Consider the following 17,795-nt stretch of genomic DNA (forward strand, 5'->3'; position numbering starts at 1 on the left):
GGTCGAGAGCTCGATCGTGACGAACCAGCGCCGTCCGTCGGCGATCGCCGACCAGTGGTAACTGCCCGCGCCCAGCGATAGGTAGGCGACCGTGCTGACGTCGAGGCCCCAGCCCTAGCTCAACCCCTCGACCAGCTTTGACCCAGTCAGCCCCGCCGGCCAGTCACGCACGAGTCAAATTATGGCTCAATCTCGGTTGGCGAGAAACCGGACTATTGGGAGTGTTCAAATCGGACAAATGCTGGTTTTGAGTAAAGCGTGCGATCGCATATAAGAGTTCCCACAGCGGCTCTTAAGGATCACTAAAGGATAGATCCACAGCGGATTTTCTGTCCGACTGCGCGTTCTTGTGAGGCCGGTAAAGTCTGCTCCGTTCCGCGGTGGCATCCACGGAAAGCTCTGCAAAGGAGTCAGATCTCGATGTTTTCGGCAGCGCGCAAAGGCACCCGACGAGCACCGCACACCACCGGAAGGCGATTCGGCTTTCGGCGGCCAGGGCGGGCTCTGGTGGTGGCGCTGACCACGCTCGCTCTCGGCGCCGCGGGTGTCGGGGTGGCGGTCGCGAAGTCCGGCTCGGTCACGGTGACCAAGGCAGGCACGGTGATCGATGGGCAGACGATCAACGGATACGTGTACGTAAAGGCTGACAACGTCACCATCCGGAATACCACCATTCGCTACGGTGGTTATCACTCGCTCCGTGTGTACGAAGGCTTCAACGGCACGCGCATTGAAGACACGAAGATCTTCTGTGAATCGAGCAAGACGAACGGGATCGTATTCGGCAACTACACCGCCACGCGGGTCACGTTGACGGGTTGCCGCAACGGGTTCATGTTCTCCGACGCCGCGCCCGCGACGATCGTCGACTCCACCTGGAACGGGCAGAAGGTCAACGTCGAGGCGGGGGAGGCGCTCCCGAGCGCGCCGATCAACCCCGCGCCGACCGCGACGCCGACGCCGACCGCGGTGCCCACGCCGACCGCCACACCCACCGTCAAGCCGTCCCCGAAGCCGACCAAGCCGGCCGACCCGCCGCCGGCCGCGGGCGGTGGCCAGGGCCCGGGCATTCCGAGCTCGTTCCCCGGCCCGGACAACACCGGTGTGCCGGACGGCACCACGCTCAAGGCCTCGGGTGGGCTCAACCTCGCCAAGGCCGGCCAGGTCGTCAGCGGCCTCGACATCAAGGGTTGCGTGACGGTCACCGCCAAGAACGTGACGATCCGCAACTCGAAGATCAGCTGCGGCAGCAACTACTCGATCAAGGTGAGTGACGCCAGCGCCAACCTGCTCGTCGAGAACGTGACCATCGACGGCCAGGGCAAGAACTCGGCGACGGTGTGCTGCGGCGGCTACACGCTCAAGAAGGTGGAGATCTTCAACACCATCGACGGGCCGCGGCTGAGCGACAACAGCCAGGTCATCGACTCCTGGATCCACCACCTGACCCGCGCGTCGGGTTCGCACAACGACGCGATGCAGACCACGGCCGGCAAGAACATCGTGGTCCGGCACAACACCATCGAGGCGTACAACCCGAACACGAAGGATCCGTTCAACGCCTGCCTGATGATCGGTTCGACCACCGGCCCGAGCGTCACCAACCTGGTGTTCGAGCAGAACTTCTGCAACGGCGGCAACTACTCGATCGGTGTGCGGGAAGACCTCAACGGGTCGGGCATCGTGTTCCGCGACAACCTGTTCGGCCGCGACTTCCGCTACGGCGTGATCGCGCGGCCCACCCAGACCGGCATCAGTTGGCAGAACAGCACCAACCTGTTCGCCGACAACCGCAAGCCGGTCAAGTAACCGCTGCGACGGCGGGGTCCACTTCGGACCCCGCCGTTCACAGGTGGTCGTCCAGCGTCGCGACGTCGTCGCGGGTGGCTGCCCGGTCGATCCGCGGCTTGGCCGCCGGGTCGCCGTAGAGGGCGAAGCGCAGGAACTCCGTCGTCGTGTCGGCCAGCACCTCGAACGACGCGCCGCCGTCGCGCAGCAGGGTCGCGCCGTGGTCACCCTTGGGAAAGGTCAACAGCGCCTTCGGCCACGGTACGGCGTCGTAGGCGGCCTTACCTGACGCGTACGACACGGTCTCGTCCCGCTCGCCGTGCACGAACAGCATCGGTGCCGCCGCGCCGCGGAAACCGGTGCCGGTGCCCAGCGAGCTGCCGGACAGCACGATCCCGGCGTCCAGCCGTGCGTCGCGGGCCAGCGTGAAGAGCCCGACCGTGGTGATGCCGCCCGCGGAGTGCCCGGCCGCCGCCACCCGATCCGTGGCCAGCCGATGAAACAACCCGTCACCGCGCCGGCCGTCGAGGGCGAGCACCTTCCCGATCACGTACGAGGCGTCGGCCGGCTGGTTGACCACGTCGAACACGTCGTAGTCCGCCGCACCGCCACTGGTGTGGGGATAGGCCGGCGCCGCCACCACGAAGCCGGCCGCGGCCCACTGCCGCAACAACGGCGCGTAGTCCGCCGGCCGCCCACCCAGCCCATGACTGAACAGCACCACCGGGAACCGCCCGGCACCCGACGGGTAGAAGACGGTGGTCGTCAACCTCCGCCCACCCCGCGACAGCGCGAGCTCCCGCTCCTCGACCGAGAACGACCGCGCCGGAGCCGTCCCCCGCACCGGCGGGGGCGCGGACGTCACACTGGGCGATGCGGCCACCGGCGTGCGAAATGCCGGCGTCGACGGCGGCGCGACCACGCCGCACCCCGCCAACAACGCCCCGCCCAGCGCGACCATGGCGACCCGAGGGATCGCCGGCTTCATCCGCAGAGCTGCTTGTCGGGGCCGAAGGTGGTGCGCAACGGTCCGGGGGAGCATCTGGCGTGCTTGTCGCCGTCGAGGCGCCAGCGCAGGAAGTCCGTGGTCGACGTCATGACCTCATTGAACCCGCGCTGGCCCGGACTCAGGTAGGAACCGTGGTTGAGGCCATGCAGCGTCAGGAAGCCCTTGTCCCACGGGACGCGGGCGTAGACGGCACGGCCGGTGGCGTACGGGACCGTCGGGTCGGCGTCGCCGTGGATGAAGAGCATGGTGGCCGGCGGGCCGCCGAACTCGAACCGGGGGCGGGCGCCGGCGATCACGATCGCGCCCTTCAGCCGGGCGGAGTGGCCACGCTGCAACATCGCGGCCGCCGTGTACGCGCCGCCCGAGTGGCCGGCCGCGACCACGTCGGCGGTGTCGAGGTGGCCGGCGAACGGGTCGCCGGGCGTGGAGTCGAGGCGGCTCACCCCGAGCACCACCGCCCACGCGTCAGCGGGCTGGTTGACCAGGTCGTCGCGGGTGTAGCCGGGCGCGCCCTTCTTCGTGTGCGGGTAGGCCGGCGCGATCACGACGAACCCGGCGGCGGCCCATCGGGTGGTGAGCTGCACGTGGTCTTCCGGGCGGCTCTGCAGGCCGTGGCTGAAGACGACCAGTGGGAACCGGCCCGCCGCGACCCGGGCGTCCCGGCTGGCCGTGCCCGGGCCGGTGTGGCCGGCGTCCGGGCCGGCGGGATACCAGACCATGGTCGGCAGTGGGCGGTCGGCGCCTCGAGAGAACGCCACGACGCGCACGCCGACCGGGTAGGCGCCGGTCGTGTTGACGGCCGCGCCGCCAGGGGAGCTCGCCACCGGGACGAATGCGGATATTGCGAATATGAGCAGCAAAGCGAGCAGTGCGAGTACCGACCGCCTTCCCCCCATGACCACACGGTAAGTGCTAGGAACCGGACAGACGTCAGCCTTTTCGGTGTTTGGGGTGGTCGAAGCGGTTCGCTAAGGTCGTTCGCATGTCTGACGACTACCGGGATCCGAGCGGCAACACGGAGGCGTTCCGCGCCTTCCAGGCCCGCGAGGAAGCCGCTGCCCCCAGCACCCCAGCCCCCGCCGCCGCCAACCGCACGCCGCTGATCATCGGCGGTGCCGTCCTGGCCGCCGTGGTGATCATCGTGTTGGTCTTCGCGCTGACCTAGGCCGCTACTACCCCGAGCGTCTGGGTGGCGATCTCCCACTCCTCATCGGTCGGCACCACACACACCGCCACCGGAGCATCCGGTGGCGAGATCACGCGTGCCCCGCGTTCGGGTGCCTCGTTGCGGGCCGGGTCCACCACGATGCCGAGCCGATCCAGGCCCGCCAGCGCCGCCGCGCGTACGGCCGGCGCGTTCTCACCCACGCCCGCGGTGAACGTGATCGCGTCCAGGCGGCCCAGGTCGGCGTAGTAGGCGCCGACGTACGAGCGGATCCGTCGGCAGTAGACCTCGAACGCCAGCGCCGCCGCGCGGTCGCCGGTCGCGCGCTTGGCCAGCAGGACGCGCATGTCGTTGACGCCGGCCAGGCCGACCAGCCCACTGCGCCGGTTGAGCAGCTCGTCGATCTCGCTGAGCGGCATCCCAGCGACCCGGTGCAGATGGAAGATGATCGCCGGGTCCAGGTCGCCACTGCGGGTGCCCATGACCAGCCCCTCCAGCGGCGAGAGCCCCATGGACGTGCCGACGCTGCGCCCACCCTCAACCGCGCAGGCGCTCGCGCCGTTGCCGAGGTGCAGGGTGATCGTATTGACCTCCTCGACCGGCCGGCCGAGTAGCGCCGCCGTGCGCCGCGAGACGATCGCGTGCGAGGTGCCGTGGAAGCCGTAGCGGTGGATGCCGTACCGCTCGGCCGTCTCGGCGTCGATCGCGTACGTGCTCGCCGCGGGGGAGAGCGTCCGGTGGAAGGCGGTGTCGAAGACGGCCACCTGGGGCACGCCCGGCAGCAGCGACCGGGCGACCTGGATGCCCGCCAGGTTGGCCGGGTTGTGCAGCGGTGCCAACGGGACCAGGTCGGCGATCGCGGCGAGCACCGCGTCGTCGACCAGCGCCGGCGCGGTGAAGGTCAGTCCACCGTGTACGACCCGGTGGCCGACCGCGGTCAGGCCGTCGAGCGAGATCTCCGCCATGGCCGCGGCCAGCGCCTCGGCGTGGTTCTGGGGCGCGCCGGGCTCGCTCTCGCCGATCCGCTCGACGACGCCGCTCGCGACCACAACCGGCTCCACCTCCGCGGCGGCCGGGGCTTCGTCGTCGCGTGCCGGGTCGCTGTCGGCCGCGCCGCGCGCGACCACCCCGCCGGCCGCGTTCCACCCGTGGCCGGCGGGCACGTCGAAGAGGCGATATTTCAGCGACGACGAGCCGCAGTTGAGGACCAGGACGCGGCTCATCGGGCCGCCGCCTGGATGGCGGTGATGGCGACCGTGTTGACGATGTCCTTGACCGTCGCGCCGCGGGACAGGTCGTTGACCGGTCGGCGCAGGCCCTGCATGACCGGGCCGACCGCGACCGCGCCGGCCGAGCGCTGCACGGCCTTGTAGGTGTTGTTGCCCGTGTTGAGGTCCGGGAAGATGAAGACCGTCGCCCGGCCGGCGACCAGGCTGCCCGGCAGCTTCGCGGCGGCCACCTCGGCGTCGATCGCCGCGTCGTACTGGATCGGCCCCTCCACCGGCAGGTCCGGCCGGCGTTCGCGGACCAGGGCGGTCGCCTGGGCCACCTTGTCGACGTCGGCGCCCGCGCCGGAGGTCCCGGTGGAATACGACAGCATCGCGACCCGCGGCTCGATGCCGAACGCGGCGGCGGTGTCCGCGCTGGACAGGGCGATGTCGGCGAGCTGGGCGGCGTCCGGGTCGGGGTTGACCGCGCAGTCGCCGTAGACCAGCACCCGGTCGGCCAGCAGCATGAAGAAGACGCTCGACGCGACCGACACCCCGGGCACCGTCTTGATCACCTCGAAGGCCGGCCGGATCGTCGCCGCCGTCGTGTGGGTCGCGCCGGAGACCATGCCGTCGGCCTGGCCGGCCAGCACCATCAGCGTGCCGAAGTAGTTGGGGTCGGCGACCACGTCGTGCGCCAGGTCGAGGGTGACGCCCTTGTGCGAGCGCAGGCCCGCGTACGTGACCGCGAAGTCGTCCCGCCACGCGCTGGTGGCCGGGTCGACCACGGTGGCGCCGGAGATGTCGACGCCGATCTCGCGTACCCGGCGGGCGATCTCGTCCTCGGCACCCAGCAGGGTGAGGTCGGCGACGCCCCGGCGCAGCAGGATCTCCGCCGCCCGCAGGATCCGCTCCTCGGTGCCCTCGGGCAGCACGAGCCGGCGCCGGGCCGAGCGGGCGCGGTCGATCAGGTCGTACTCGAACATCAGCGGGGTGACCCGCGAGGACCGGGCCACCTGCAACCGGTCGGCCAGGGTGGCGGTGTCGACATGCGACTCGAAGGCGCCCAGGGCGGCCTCCACCTTGCGCGGGCTGGTCGCGCTGGGCCGGCCCTCGATCCGGGACGCCGCGGCGACGGTGTGGTAGCTGTCGGAGTCGACCGAGAGCACCGCGAGCCCGCTGTCGAGCCGGTCGATCAGCCGCATGACCCGCTCGTCGGGGCGCTCGCCGAGAGTGAGCATCAGCCCGGCCACCGCGACCAGCCCGCTGGCGTGCGCGCTGGACGCGGCGACCAGCAGGTCGGCCCGGTCGCCTGGGGTGATCACCAGGCAGCCGTCGGTCAGGTGGTCGAGGAACGCGGGCACGTGCGCGCCGCCGACGACCAGGTCGAGCACGTCACGGTCGAGGGCGCCGGCGTCGCCGGTCAGGACGGTCGCGCCCAGCGCCGTCGCGACCTCGCCCACCGTCGGGGCGGAGACCGTGGGGATCTCGGGGATGACGTACGCGGGGACCGGCAGGGCCGGCGGTACGAGGCCGTCCGGCGCCCGGTTCGCGATCACCGTGAGCACGGTGGCGCCCAGGTCGGTCAGGCTGTGGTACGCGGCGCTCATCGCCGAGGCCGGGTCGTCGGTCTGCCCGTCGACCACGGCGACGGCCACGCTGCCGAACTCGGTGGCCAGCCGGGCGTTGAAGCCGAGCTGGCGGGGGTCGTCGTTGTCCTCGAGGTCGCTGCCGATCACCACCATGGCCGGGACCTGTCGCTCGACCGCCCGGTACCGCTCGACGATCTGGGAGATCAGCTCTTCCCGGCGCCCGGCGGCGACCATGGCGGTCGCCTCGGCGTACGTGGCGCCGTGCAGGTCGGCGGCCGGCAAGGAGATCGCATAGCGGCGTCTGAGCAGGTCGAGGATCGGGTCCTGCCCCGGCACCGTCACCAGCGGCCGGAACGCGCCGATCCGCCCGACCTGCCGCGAGAGCAGCTCGGCCAGGCCGAGCGCCACCGTCGACTTGCCGCCACCTTCACCGAAACTCGCGATATAGACACTGCGCCCCACCAAACCAACCTACCCAGGTTGGTTGGTGGGGCGCAGTGATCGGGCTCTAGTCCTAGTCCTCGTCGTCGTCGAGCCGGGCCAGGAACGTGGCGAAGCGCTCCATCGGCGTCTCGAAATCCGGGTTGTCGTCGACGAAGTCGCGGAGCCGGTCAGCGACCCACTCCAACGACACCGTCTCCTCACCCCGGCGTGACACCAGTTCCTCGATGCCCCGGTCCGTGAAGTACACGCTCAGCTCTCCGATGCGGGCCGGGGCAGGGCCGCCTCGACCAGCGCGGTCTGCTCGGCGTCGTGCAGCTTCGTGGAGCCCACCGACGGTGCGGCGGCGGCCGGACGGGAGATCCGCCGCAGCCGGACGCCCTCGAGGTGCTCCAGCAGGTTCAGCGCCACGAACGACCAGGCACCCTGGTTGGCCGGCTCTTCCTGGACCCAGGCGAAGTCGACCGCGTTCGGGAAGGCGCTCAGAGCTTGCTTTACCTCGTCGACCGGGAGCGGGTAGAGCTGCTCCATCCGTACCAGCGCGGTGTCGGTGATCTTGCGGTCGGCGCGGGCCTGCACCAGGTCGTAGTAGACCTTGCCGGAGCAGAGCAGCACCCGCCGCACGCCCTGCGGGTCGAGCCCGCTGGTGTCGGGGATGACCGTCTGGAACGTACCCGTGGTGAAGTCCTCCACCGACGAGACAACCAGCTTGTGCCGCAGCAGCGACTTGGGCGTGAACACGATCAGCGGCTTGCGCTTGGGCGAGAGGGCCTGGCGGCGCAGCAGGTGGAAGTAGTTGGCCGGGGTCGTCGGGATGACCACCCGGATGTTGTCCTCGGCGGCCATCTGGAGCCAGCGCTCCGGCCGGCCCGAGGTGTGGTCGGGGCCCTGGCCCTCGTGGCCGTGCGGGAGCAGCAGCGTCAGTGCCGACTGCTGGCCCCACTTGACCTCGCCCGAGGTGATGAACTCGTCGGCCACCGACTGCGCGCCGTTGGCGAAGTCGCCGAACTGCGCCTCCCAGAGCACCAGCGCCTCGGGGTTCTCGACCGAGTAGCCGTACTCGAAGCCCATCGCCGCGTACTCGGAGAGCAGTGAGTCGTGGACGAAGAACCGCGCCCGGTCCTTGGTCAGCGTCGCCAGCGGCAGGAAGTCCTTGCCGGTGTCGGCGTCGACGACCGAGGCGTGCCGCTGCACGAACGTGCCGCGGCGCGAGTCCTGGCCGGCCAGCCGGACGGTGACCCCGTCGGCCAGCAGTGTGCCTAGGGCGATGATCTCGCCGAAGCCCCAGTCGATGTGCCCTTCGACGGACATCTTGTGCCGCCGGTCGAGCAGTTGCTGGAGCCGCTTGTGCGGGGTGAAGCCCTCCGGCAGGTTGACGTGCGCCTCGCCGACCGCGCGTACGGCCTCGATCGGGACGGCGGTCTCGACCGCGGGCTCCGGCTCGGGCTGGCGGCTGCGGACCGGACGGGTGCCGGTGGTCGCCGCGTCGCGGGTCGCCTTGAACACCTGCTCGAGCTGCGACTGGTAGTCGCGCAGCAGCTCTTCGGCGTCGTCGACGGTGATGTCGCCGCGACCGATGAGCTCCTCGGTGTAGAGCTTCCGGACCGAGCGCTTCTGGTCGATGATCGAGTACATCAGCGGGTTGGTCATCGAGGGGTCGTCGCCCTCGTTGTGCCCGCGCCGGCGGTAGCAGACCAGGTCGATCACGACGTCCTTGTTGAACGACTGGCGGTATTCGAAGGCCAGTCGCGCGACCCGGACGACGGCCTCGGGGTCGTCGCCGTTGACGTGGAAGATCGGCGCCTGGATCATCCGGGCGACGTCGGTCGAGTAGAGCGACGAGCGCGAGTATTCCGGGGCGGTGGTGAAGCCGACCTGGTTGTTGACCACGACGTGCACGGTGCCGCCGGTGCGGTAGCCGCGAAGCTGCGAGAGGTTGAGCGTCTCCGCGACCACGCCCTGGCCGGCGAACGCGGCGTCGCCGTGGATGGCCAGCGGCAGGACGGTGTAGCCCTCCAGCTTGAGGTCGATCCGGTCCTGCTTGGCCCGGACGATGCCCTCCATCACCGGGTCGACCGCTTCGAGGTGCGACGGGTTGGCGGTCACCGAGACGCTGATCGCGTGCTCGCCGTCGGGCGTCGTGAACTTGCCGTTCTGGCCCAGGTGGTATTTCACGTCGCCGGAGCCGTGCGCCGACTTCGGGTCGATGAAACCCTCGAACTCCGAGAAGATCTTCTCGTACGGCTTGCCGACGATGTTGGCGAGCACGTTGAGCCGGCCGCGGTGGGCCATGCCGATGACAACCTCGTCGAGGTCGCCCTCGGCGGCGGTCTGGAGCACCTCGTCGAGCAGCGGGATCAGCGACTCGCCACCCTCCAGCGAGAAGCGCTTCTGGCCGACGTATTTCGTCTGCAGGAAGGTCTCGAAGGACTCGGCGGCGTTGAGCCGGTTGAGGATGTGCTTCTGCTCCTCGGCCGACGGCTTCTCGTACTTCCGCTCGATCCGCTCCTGGATCCAGAGGCGCTCCTCCGGGTCCTGGATGTGCATGTACTCGATGCCGACCCGGCGGCAGTAGCTGTCGCGCAGCACGCCGAGGATGTCGCGCAGCTTCATCGTCTGCTTGCCTGCGAAGCCGCCGACCGGGAAGCTGCGGTCGAGGTCCCACAGGGTCAGGTCGTGCTCGAGCACGTCGAGGTCCGGGTGCTTGCGCATCTTGAACTCGAGCGGGTCGGTGTCGGCCATCAGGTGGCCGCGCACGCGGTACGCGTGGATCAGCTCGATCACCCGCGCGGTCTTGTCGATCGCGCCCTCGGAGCTGACCGCGACGTCGCGCATCCAGCGCACCGGCTCGTACGGGATCCGGAGCGAGGTGAAGATCTGGTCGTAGAAGCCGTGCTCGCCGAGGACCAGCTCGTGGATCAGCTTGAGGAACTCGCCGGACTGGGCGCCCTGGATGATCCGGTGGTCGTACGTGCTGCTCAGCGTGATGACCTTGCTGACGGCCAGCTCGGCCAGCCGCTCCTCGGACATGCCGGCGTACGGGGCCGGGTACTCCATGGCACCGACGCCGATGATCGTGCCCTGGCCGACCATGAGGCGCGGCTGGGAGTGCACCGTGCCGATGCCGCCCGGGTTGGTCAGCGAGATCGTCGTGCCGGCGTAGTCGTCCATGGTGAGCTCGTTGCGCCGGGCACGCCGCACGATGTCCTCGTAGGCCTGCCAGAACTGCCGGAAGTCCATCGCCTCGGCGCCCTTGATCGACGGCACGACCAGGGTGCGGGTGCCGTCGGGACGCTTGAGGTCGATCGCGATGCCGAGGTTGATGTGCGCGGGCTGCACCAGGGCCGGCTTGCCGCCGACCTCGGTGAACGAGTTGTTCATCGCCGGGATCTCGCGCAGCGCCCGGACCATCGCCCAACCCACCAGATGGGTGAAGCTGACCTTGCCACCGCGGCCACGGGCCAAGTGGTTGTTGATCACGATCCGGTTGTCGACGAGGAGCTTCGCGGGCACGGCCCGGACGCTGGTCGCGGTCGGCACGGCCAGGGAGGCGTCCATGTTCTGGACGATCTTGGCGGCGACGCCCCGGAGGGTAGTGGTCTCGGCCGACTTGGCGGCCTCAGGCTCCTTGGCCTTAGCGGCCGGCGCGGCGGTGGGCTTGGCCGGGGCGGGTGCCGTCGCGCGGGGCTGCGCGGGCGCCTTCGTGACTGTGTCCACCTTGCCGTCACTCTTCGTAGTCGCGGAGGGCTTGGGGGCGGCCTTCGCGGCGGTCGCCCGGGGCTCCGGGGACGTGGCGGCCGCAGGTGCGTCGGTGCCGGCCTTGGCGGCGGTCTGGGTAGCTGTCGCCGCGGCCGCCTGAGTCGGCGACGCACCGTCGTTGTCCGGGCGATAATCGGCGAAGAAGTCGTGCCACGCCGGGTCTACGCTCGTGGGGTCCGCGAGATAGCGCTGGTACATCTCGTCGACGATCCACTCATTGGGGCCGAAACCCGCGAGTGGGTTATCAGATGTCTGCTGGCTCGACACGGCCGGTAATCGCCTCTTCCGCGCGCTGTGTGTGGGTGTGAGAAGACGGAGCCAAGGCTACGCCGCGCGACATGGACAGCCGTCGGCGACGTCCGTCCGTGTCACGTCTCACAGGTTAAATCGCGCGCAGGTGTTAGGAGATGTCGCGCTTGCGTGTGATGAGGGTGCCGATGAGGCCTGCGACTAGGGCATAGGCGATCAAGACGGCCGCGCCGGACCAGCGTGGTGGGCTGCCTGGCAGGTCAGTGCCGGTGACCAGCAGGCCCGAGGCCAGCGGCGGGATGACCAACTGGAGGTTGTTCCACCAGTCGCCGAAACGGTCGGCGAACACGCCCAGCAGGATCGCCCCGGCGAAGAAGCCGCCGATGTAGAGCGCGCTGGTGGTGATCGTGCTGGCGAGCTGGCTCGGGATGAGCACCCCGAAGCCGACGCCGATCACCGCCCAGAGCAGGTAGGCCAGGCCGTTGAGCAGGATGGCCTGCCAGAGGGCGCTCTCACCGAGCTGTGACGGGACGTCGTAGGCGGCGAGGATCAGCGGTGCCACGAGGAAGTTGAGCACCGTGGTGACGAGCCAGAACAGCAGACCGACGATGCTGGCGGCGGCCAGCTTGGCGAGGATGACCGCGGTGCGGCGCGGGTTGGTCAGGAACGTCGTGGTCGCGGTCTGGTGCGCGAACTCGTTGGTCACGACGATGACGCCGATCAACATCACGATCATCAGGCCGAGGAACTGGCCGCTGGTGTAGAGGTTGGCGGCGATGTTGGGGGCCTCGCGCACGGCGTTGAACTGCGCGTCGTCGGTCGGCGTGCCCTCCGGGGGGTTGGCCAGCACCGAGGTCTGCAGCCAGTTGACGCCCGTCGTGAGCGCCCACAGCGCCAGCGCGATCAGCCCGAACACCCACCACGTGTTGACCGTGCGGACCTTGAGTAGCTCGCTGCGCACCAGCCTCATCGGATGCCCGCCTTTCCGGCCGTGAGCTCCAGGAAGACGCCCTCGAGGTCGGGGCGTTCGGGGGTCAGCTCGTGCAGCTCGACCCCGGCGGCCAGGGCCGCCTTGCCGATCGCGGGTGCCTCGACGCCGGTGACCAGCAGCGTGTTGTCACTGCTGGGGGTCACGGTGGCGCCCGGCAGGCCGCTCAGCGCGGCGGTCAGCCCGTCGGCCTGCGGCGTGCGGACCCGCACGTGGGCGGTGGTGGTCATCGAGGTGACGACCTCACCCATCGGGCCCTGCCGGAGCAGCTTGCCGTTCGCGATGATCACGACATCGTCGGCCAGCAACTCCATCTCGGAGAGCAGGTGGCTGGAGACCAGGACGGTGCGGCCCTCGCGGGCTAGCCCCTGGAGCAGGCTGCGCATCCAGCGGATGCCCTCGGGGTCGAGGCCGTTGGCCGGCTCGTCGAGGATCAGCACCCGCGGGTCGCCCAGCATGGCGGCGGCGATGCCGAGCCGCTGGCGCATGCCGAGCGAGTAGCCCTTGAACTTGCGCTTCGCGGCCGGGGTCAGGCCGACCAGCTCGAGCGCCTCGTCGGCCCGCTTCTTCGGCAGGCCGGCGGCCGCGCAGATCACCCGCAGGTGGTTGATGCCGGTGCGGCCCTTGTGCGCGCTGGACGCTTCGAGCACCGCGCCCACCGTGCGCAGCGGGTCGCGCAGGTCGGCGTAGCGGCTGCCGCCGATCGTGGCCGTGCCGGAGGTCGGCGTCACGAGGTTGAGCAACATGCGCAACGTGGTGGTCTTGCCGGCGCCGTTGGGACCGAGGAAGCCGGTCACCCGGCCCGGCCGGACGCTGAACGAGAGCCCGTCGACAGCCAGCAAAGTCTTGTAGCGCTTGGTGAGACCGGAGACCACTATCTCGCCGTCGGACATCTCGCTCCTTCCCCCGGGTGACGTCGCCGCACACCATACCGGCGGGGTAGGTCGAACGGTGTCCTTAAATCGCCAGCCAGGTGGCCCGGGCATGGGCCAGCAACCTGCCGTCGCTGTCGTAGAGGGCCGAGTGCACCGCGGCCTTGCGGCCCTCGGTGGCTGACAACATGCCGACCACGACCGACTCGCTGCCCGGCGCCGGCGGCTCGGCGATCATCGTGGCCATCCGGCCCAACACGTACGCCCGGCCGGGCGCGAGCACCGACCAGCCGCCGGGGCAGTCCAGCGCCGACCAGACCGTCTCGGTGGACACCTGCGCCGGTGCGGTGAACGGCGCCGCGACCACGCCGTCGACCGGCCCGGGAAAGATCCGCAGCCCGTCGGCGCGTTCCGGTCCACAGACGTAGCACGTCGGGAACGGGTGATCCGTGAACCCCGCGTAACGGGCGGCGGCTTCGGTCGCGGCCTCGATCGTGATGCGCGGCGCGACGACGTCGAACTCCGGCACCGCGCGCGCGGTCGCGACCACCTGGCCGGCCGGGTCGAGCACGGCGCCGCCGTCGGCGGTCAGGGGCACGTCCAGCGGCGGCGGCTTGAGCAGCGTGACCTCGGGGACGCCGGCTTCGTCGACCAGCGCGGCGAAGGTGCCGGCGGAGTAGCCGCCGTTGCCGGTGCCCGGCGGACCGTTGAACCGGCTGGCGATGACCATCGAACGGCTGTTCACCAGCACACCTTCCCACAAGCATCGAGGTCCGGCGTTCACTCAATCGACATCCCCGCACCCGTTCTCCGACACGCGTGTGGTAGCCGGCGCACTTACACAGAACGCATGGACCTCCTGACCAGGACCGGCGGCTACACCCTGCTGATCGCGGACGACGCGCAGCAGGTCGCCGCCGCACAACGGCTGCGCTACCAGGTGTTCGCCGAGGAGCTCGGTGCGACCCTGCACACCACGGTCCCCGGCCACGACGTCGACGAGTTCGACGAGGCCTGCGACCATCTGATCGTCCGCGACGACAAGTCGGGTGCGATCGTCGGCACCTACCGGATGCTGTTGCCCGGGCGGACGACCAGCCGCTACGGCGACACCGAGTTCGATCTGTCCGCTCTCGACCCGCTGCGCGACGCCCTGGTCGAGACCGGCCGGTCGTGCGTCGCTCCGGAGCATCGCTCCGGCGCGGTGATCAACCTGATGTGGGCCGGCATCGCCCGGTACCTCCACCTGCACAACAAGCGGTGGCTGGGCGGCTGCGCCTCGATCCCGCTCGAAGACGGCGGCGCGTTGGCCGCCGGGGTCTGGGAGCGGGTCCGCACCAAGCACATCTCCCCGCCGCGGATGCGCGTCACCCCGCGTCACCCGTGGGAGATGCAGCCGTCCGAGGCGATCTCGAGCGCGGCCATGCCGCCGCTGCTGCGCGGCTACCTGCGGCTGGGCGCGTGGGTCTGCGGCGAGCCGGCCTACGACCCGGACTTCGACTGCGCCGACCTCTACATCCTGCTGTCCCTGGACCGGATCGACCCGCGCTACATGCGGCACTTCCTCGGAGAGGAACGATGACTCAGTCTAGGGGTCGACCAATGAGCCTGTGGCGGCCGCGGAACGACTGCGGCACACCCTGCCTCGACACCAACGACGAGAAGACGGAAGCGCCGACGGCGATCCAGGTGCTGCGGTTCGTCCGGCTGTTGGGCGCGCTGGTCTTCGGCGCCCTGCTGGTGCCGGTGCTGCCGTTGCTCACCGAGGGCGGGCGGAACCGGGCTGCGAAGGCCTGGGGCCGGCTCACGCTGGCCGCGCTCGGTGTGCGGCTGAGGCTGCGCGGTCGCCTCCCGCGCGGCCGGGCGCTGGTCGTCGCCAACCACGTGTCCTGGTTGGACATCGTCGCGTTGCTCGCGGTTGCTCCCGGCCGGATGCTGGCCAAGGTCGAGGTGCGGCAATGGCCGCTGTTCGGCGCGCTGGCGGCGTCCGGCGGCACGATCTTCATCGACCGGGACCGGCCGAAGACGCTGCCCGACACCGTCGCGGACGTGGCCGCCGCACTGCGCGCGGGTGCCGTGGTCACGGTCTTCCCGGAGGGCACCACCGGTTGTGGCGAGTCGGTCGGGTCGTTCCGCCCGGCGATGTTCCAGGCCGCCATCGACGCCGGTGCGACGATCGTTCCGGTGACCCTGCGGTACGGCGGCCCGGCCGCCTCGTTCATCGGCGACGAGACCCTGTGGTCCTCGGTCCGCCGGGTGCTCGCGATGCCCATGCCGGTCGCGTCGGTCTCCGTGGCCCCAGCGCTGCACCCGGAGCCCGCGGCGTCCCGCCGGGCACTGGCCCGGGTGGCCCAGGCCGCCGTCGGCACGCCGGTCTTCGTCCCTGTCCCGATCCCCGTCGAGGAGATCCCGCTGCCGATCCCGGTGGCACTCGCCGCGTAACCCCCTTCCCCCGGAGCCGCTGGCATAACGCGATACATCGCGATATGCTCAAGCGGCTTTCGGGAGGTGAGCCCGTGTCCAACGTCTGGACCGTGGAGGAGCCACAGCGGCTCAGCATCGACGCGGCCGTCGACCGGGTCGACGTCAACCTGGTCTCCGGCCGGGTCAACCTGGTGGGCGGCGAGGACGGTCCGGCGCGGGTCGATGTCACCCGGGCCGGGCGCACCCCGGTGATCGTCGAGGTGGTCGACCGTACCCTCGTGATCCGGCATCACCGGATGCCCCGTTTTCCCGGCGTGTTGTGGTGGATCGGGCAACTCCGCCGCCGCTTCCGGGTCGAGGTCTCGATCGGCGTGCCCCGCGCGACCGGCGCCTACGTGCGGCTCGTCGACGGCGCGGTGGTGGCCGCCGGCCTGCGCACGGACACCGACGTCGAGCTGACCTCGGGCCGGATCACGCTGATGGGCCTGGGCGGGCGGACCCGTGCCAAGGTCGTCGCCGGGCCGGTCGAGGCGCTGGGCGTCGACGGCGACCTGAGCCTCAAGACCGTCTCCGGCGAGCTCGTGCTCGCCGACAGCGCGGCGGACCGGGTCGAGATGTCGACCGTCTCCGGCTCGGTCACCTGTGATCTGGACAACCCGCACCACCGCGAGCTCCGGCTGCACGCCACCTCCGGCAGCGTCACGGTCCGGGTCCGGGAAGACGCCGACCTGGCCGTCGACCTGCACACCCAGTCCGGCCAGATCACCAGCGCGTTCCCGCAACTGGCCACCGAACGACACGGCTCGTCGCAGCACCGGCGCGGCCAACTCGGCGGCGGAACCGGCAAACTCTGGGCGACGACCGTTTCCGGCAGCATCGCGTTGCTGGCGCGCCCGGTCGACGACGGAGGGGAGACGCCGGCATGACGGCCGTGTTCAGCCATGGGCGGTTGCGTCTCTACCTGCTCAAGCTGCTCGACGACGGCCCGAAGCACGGCTACGAGCTGATCCGGCTGCTGGCCGACCGGTTCCACGGCACCTATGCGCCCAGCGCCGGCACGATCTATCCGCGGCTGGCCCGGATGGAGAGCGAGGGGCTGGTCACCCACGCCGCGGCGGGTGGTCGCAAGACTTACTCGATCACCGACGACGGCCGCTCCGAGCTGCGTCAGCGGGCCGGCGAGCTGGACGCGCTGGAGAAGGACATCAACGCGTCCGTCGCCGACCTGGCCGCCGAGATCCAGGCCGAGGTGCACGGCTCGGCCCGCGACCTCAAGCGCGAGCTGAAGGAGGCGGCCCGGCAGACCCGGCGGGGGACCTGGGTGGTCGACGTCCAGCTCGGTGGCCGGCCGCCCGGCACCGACCCGCAGGCCGACTTCGACCGGCGGTTGGTGGCGTTCTCCGACGAGGTGCGTGCGCTCGTCCGGCGTGGTCGGTTCAGCGACGACCAGCTCCGCACGGCGTCCAGGCTGCTCGATGGGGTGCTCGACGGGCTGCGCCGGATGCAACGGTAGAAACCACCCATCGCGCACAGCGGACTTTCAGGTTCAATCCAGCGGCGACACAGCGTACGGGTTAATGATGGGTGTCATGGCCGCTCCACAGACCGAGGCGAGACTGCTTGTCGTCGAAGACGACCCGAACATTCTCGAGCTGCTCTCCGCCAGCTTGAAGTTCGCGGGCTTCGAGGTGAGCACCGCGACCAGCGGCAGCTCCGCCGTCAGCGCCGCCAAGGATCGCCGGCCGGATCTGGTCGTCCTCGACGTGATGCTGCCCGACCTCGACGGCTTCGAGGTGATAAGGCTGATGCGCGAGGGCGGCACCCGTACCCCCGTAGTGTTCCTGACCGCTCGCGACGCCACCGACGACAAGATCCGCGGCCTGACCCTCGGTGGCGACGACTACGTCACCAAGCCGTTCAGCCTCGAAGAGCTGACCGCCCGCATCCGGGCGGTCCTGCGCCGCACCACCTCCGGTGACCAGAGCACCTCCCGGCTCACGTTCGCCGACCTGGAGCTCGACGAGGAGACCCACGAGGTCTACCGCGCCGGAGCGCGGGTCCAGCTCTCCCCGACCGAGTTCAAGCTGCTGCGCTACCTGATGCTCAACGCCAACCGGGTGCTGTCCAAGGCGCAGATCCTCGACCACGTCTGGAACTACGACTTCCGCGGCGACGACAACATCGTGGAGAGCTACATCTCCTACCTGCGTCGCAAGATCGACAATGGCCAGCCGCGGCTGATCCACACCCTGCGTGGCGTCGGATACGTCCTGCGCAAACCGACGGCCTGACCGGAGTGC

16 protein-coding genes are annotated in these 17,795 nt (G+C 70.2%); 7 read left to right on the top strand and 9 right to left on the bottom strand.

The features are described from left to right. The first annotated feature begins 507 nt into the window (after positions 1–507). Positions 508–1,809 carry a hypothetical protein gene (locus tag BLV39_RS43025; protein WP_090792908.1) on the top strand — a complete coding sequence of 434 codons (1,302 nt, stop codon included), beginning with the start codon at positions 508–510 and terminating at the stop codon, positions 1,807–1,809. 37 nt (positions 1,810–1,846) lie between these two features. Here BLV39_RS43025 and BLV39_RS16735 read toward each other — a convergent pair whose 3' ends face one another. Next, positions 1,847–2,776 (bottom strand): alpha/beta hydrolase family protein, encoded by a 930-nt coding sequence (locus BLV39_RS16735; protein ID WP_239083596.1) that lies wholly within the window; start codon positions 2,774–2,776, stop codon positions 1,847–1,849. Continuing rightward, positions 2,773–3,693 (bottom strand): alpha/beta hydrolase family protein, encoded by a 921-nt coding sequence (locus BLV39_RS16740; protein ID WP_143049787.1) that lies wholly within the window; start codon positions 3,691–3,693, stop codon positions 2,773–2,775. The genes BLV39_RS16735 and BLV39_RS16740 overlap by 4 nt, the downstream gene beginning before the upstream one ends. 86 nt (positions 3,694–3,779) lie before the next feature. On the opposite strand from BLV39_RS16740, the gene BLV39_RS16745 reads away from it, so the two are divergent. Continuing rightward, entirely contained in the window at positions 3,780–3,962 is a 183-nt protein-coding gene (locus tag BLV39_RS16745; protein WP_090792915.1) for a hypothetical protein, read from the top strand. Here the strand turns inward: BLV39_RS16745 and BLV39_RS16750 are convergent. From BLV39_RS16750 to BLV39_RS16780, 7 genes are all read right to left on the bottom strand, one after another. Continuing rightward, positions 3,959–5,185, bottom strand: a complete 1,227-nt coding sequence (locus tag BLV39_RS16750) for an acetate kinase (RefSeq protein ID WP_090792931.1) — start codon at positions 5,183–5,185, stop codon at positions 3,959–3,961. The two genes, BLV39_RS16745 and BLV39_RS16750, sit on opposite strands and share 4 nt — an antisense overlap. Then, positions 5,182–7,224, bottom strand: coding sequence for a phosphate acetyltransferase (gene pta, locus BLV39_RS16755; protein ID WP_090792934.1), 2,043 nt, complete (start codon positions 7,222–7,224; stop codon positions 5,182–5,184). Before pta ends, BLV39_RS16750 begins: the two co-directional genes overlap by 4 nt. Positions 7,225–7,276: 52 nt before the next feature. Beyond that, positions 7,277–7,453, bottom strand: a complete 177-nt coding sequence (locus BLV39_RS43030) for a DUF6104 family protein (protein ID WP_090792937.1) — start codon at positions 7,451–7,453, stop codon at positions 7,277–7,279. Positions 7,454–7,455: 2 nt separating this feature from the next. Continuing rightward, complete coding sequence (locus BLV39_RS16765; protein WP_090792938.1) at positions 7,456–11,229, bottom strand: multifunctional oxoglutarate decarboxylase/oxoglutarate dehydrogenase thiamine pyrophosphate-binding subunit/dihydrolipoyllysine-residue succinyltransferase subunit; 3,774 nt, start codon at positions 11,227–11,229, stop codon at positions 7,456–7,458. Positions 11,230–11,362: 133 nt separating this feature from the next. After that, positions 11,363–12,181, bottom strand: coding sequence for an ABC transporter permease (locus BLV39_RS16770; RefSeq protein WP_090792941.1), 819 nt, complete (start codon positions 12,179–12,181; stop codon positions 11,363–11,365). Further along, a complete protein-coding gene (locus BLV39_RS16775; RefSeq protein WP_090792943.1) occupies positions 12,178–13,092 on the bottom strand; it encodes an ABC transporter ATP-binding protein in 915 nt (304 codons plus the stop codon). The genes BLV39_RS16770 and BLV39_RS16775 overlap by 4 nt, the downstream gene beginning before the upstream one ends. 64 nt (positions 13,093–13,156) lie before the next feature. Beyond that, positions 13,157–13,801 (bottom strand): hypothetical protein, encoded by a 645-nt coding sequence (locus BLV39_RS16780; RefSeq protein WP_090797428.1) that lies wholly within the window; start codon positions 13,799–13,801, stop codon positions 13,157–13,159. A gap of 120 nt (positions 13,802–13,921) precedes the next feature. Here BLV39_RS16780 and BLV39_RS16785 point away from each other — a divergent pair, with 120 nt between their 5' ends. The 5 genes from BLV39_RS16785 to BLV39_RS16805 all read left to right on the top strand — a co-directional run bounded on the left by BLV39_RS16785 (position 13,922) and on the right by BLV39_RS16805 (position 17,786). Beyond that, the gene (locus BLV39_RS16785; protein WP_090792946.1) at positions 13,922–14,653 is read left to right on the top strand and encodes a GNAT family N-acetyltransferase; all 732 of its coding nucleotides are present in this window, start codon (positions 13,922–13,924) and stop codon (positions 14,651–14,653) included. Positions 14,654–14,673: 20 nt separating this feature from the next. Further along, entirely contained in the window at positions 14,674–15,513 is an 840-nt protein-coding gene (locus tag BLV39_RS16790; RefSeq protein WP_090792948.1) for a lysophospholipid acyltransferase family protein, read from the top strand. A gap of 74 nt (positions 15,514–15,587) precedes the next feature. Then, positions 15,588–16,421 carry a DUF4097 family beta strand repeat-containing protein gene (locus BLV39_RS16795; protein ID WP_239083595.1) on the top strand — a complete coding sequence of 278 codons (834 nt, stop codon included), beginning with the start codon at positions 15,588–15,590 and terminating at the stop codon, positions 16,419–16,421. Next, entirely contained in the window at positions 16,418–17,008 is a 591-nt protein-coding gene (locus BLV39_RS16800; RefSeq protein WP_090792954.1) for a PadR family transcriptional regulator, read from the top strand. Before BLV39_RS16795 ends, BLV39_RS16800 begins: the two co-directional genes overlap by 4 nt. Positions 17,009–17,084: 76 nt before the next feature. Continuing rightward, on the top strand, positions 17,085–17,786 hold the full coding sequence (locus BLV39_RS16805) for a response regulator transcription factor (protein WP_089247491.1): 702 nt from the start codon (positions 17,085–17,087) through the stop codon (positions 17,784–17,786). Positions 17,787–17,795 lie beyond the last annotated feature (9 nt).

This window comes from Asanoa ishikariensis (genome assembly GCF_900107455.1).
GTDB lineage: Bacteria > Actinomycetota > Actinomycetes > Mycobacteriales > Micromonosporaceae > Asanoa > Asanoa ishikariensis.

Excerpts from the sequence above, each read along its gene's own strand:
- BLV39_RS16735 (WP_239083596.1), bottom strand. The coding sequence starts at position 2,776 with ATGAAGCCGGCGATCCCTCGGGTCGCCATGGTCGCGCTGGGCGGGGCG.
- BLV39_RS16740 (WP_143049787.1), bottom strand. The coding sequence starts at position 3,693 with ATGGGGGGAAGGCGGTCGGTACTCGCACTGCTCGCTTTGCTGCTCATA.
- BLV39_RS16745 (WP_090792915.1), top strand. The coding sequence starts at position 3,780 with ATGTCTGACGACTACCGGGATCCGAGCGGCAACACGGAGGCGTTCCGC.
- BLV39_RS16750 (WP_090792931.1), bottom strand. The coding sequence starts at position 5,185 with ATGAGCCGCGTCCTGGTCCTCAACTGCGGCTCGTCGTCGCTGAAATAT.
- BLV39_RS16770 (WP_090792941.1), bottom strand. The coding sequence starts at position 12,181 with ATGAGGCTGGTGCGCAGCGAGCTACTCAAGGTCCGCACGGTCAACACG.
- BLV39_RS16775 (WP_090792943.1), bottom strand. The coding sequence starts at position 13,092 with ATGTCCGACGGCGAGATAGTGGTCTCCGGTCTCACCAAGCGCTACAAG.
- BLV39_RS16780 (WP_090797428.1), bottom strand. The coding sequence starts at position 13,801 with ATGGTCATCGCCAGCCGGTTCAACGGTCCGCCGGGCACCGGCAACGGC.
- BLV39_RS16785 (WP_090792946.1), top strand. The coding sequence starts at position 13,922 with ATGGACCTCCTGACCAGGACCGGCGGCTACACCCTGCTGATCGCGGAC.
- BLV39_RS16790 (WP_090792948.1), top strand. The coding sequence starts at position 14,674 with ATGAGCCTGTGGCGGCCGCGGAACGACTGCGGCACACCCTGCCTCGAC.
- BLV39_RS16800 (WP_090792954.1), top strand. The coding sequence starts at position 16,418 with ATGACGGCCGTGTTCAGCCATGGGCGGTTGCGTCTCTACCTGCTCAAG.
- BLV39_RS16805 (WP_089247491.1), top strand. The coding sequence starts at position 17,085 with ATGGCCGCTCCACAGACCGAGGCGAGACTGCTTGTCGTCGAAGACGAC.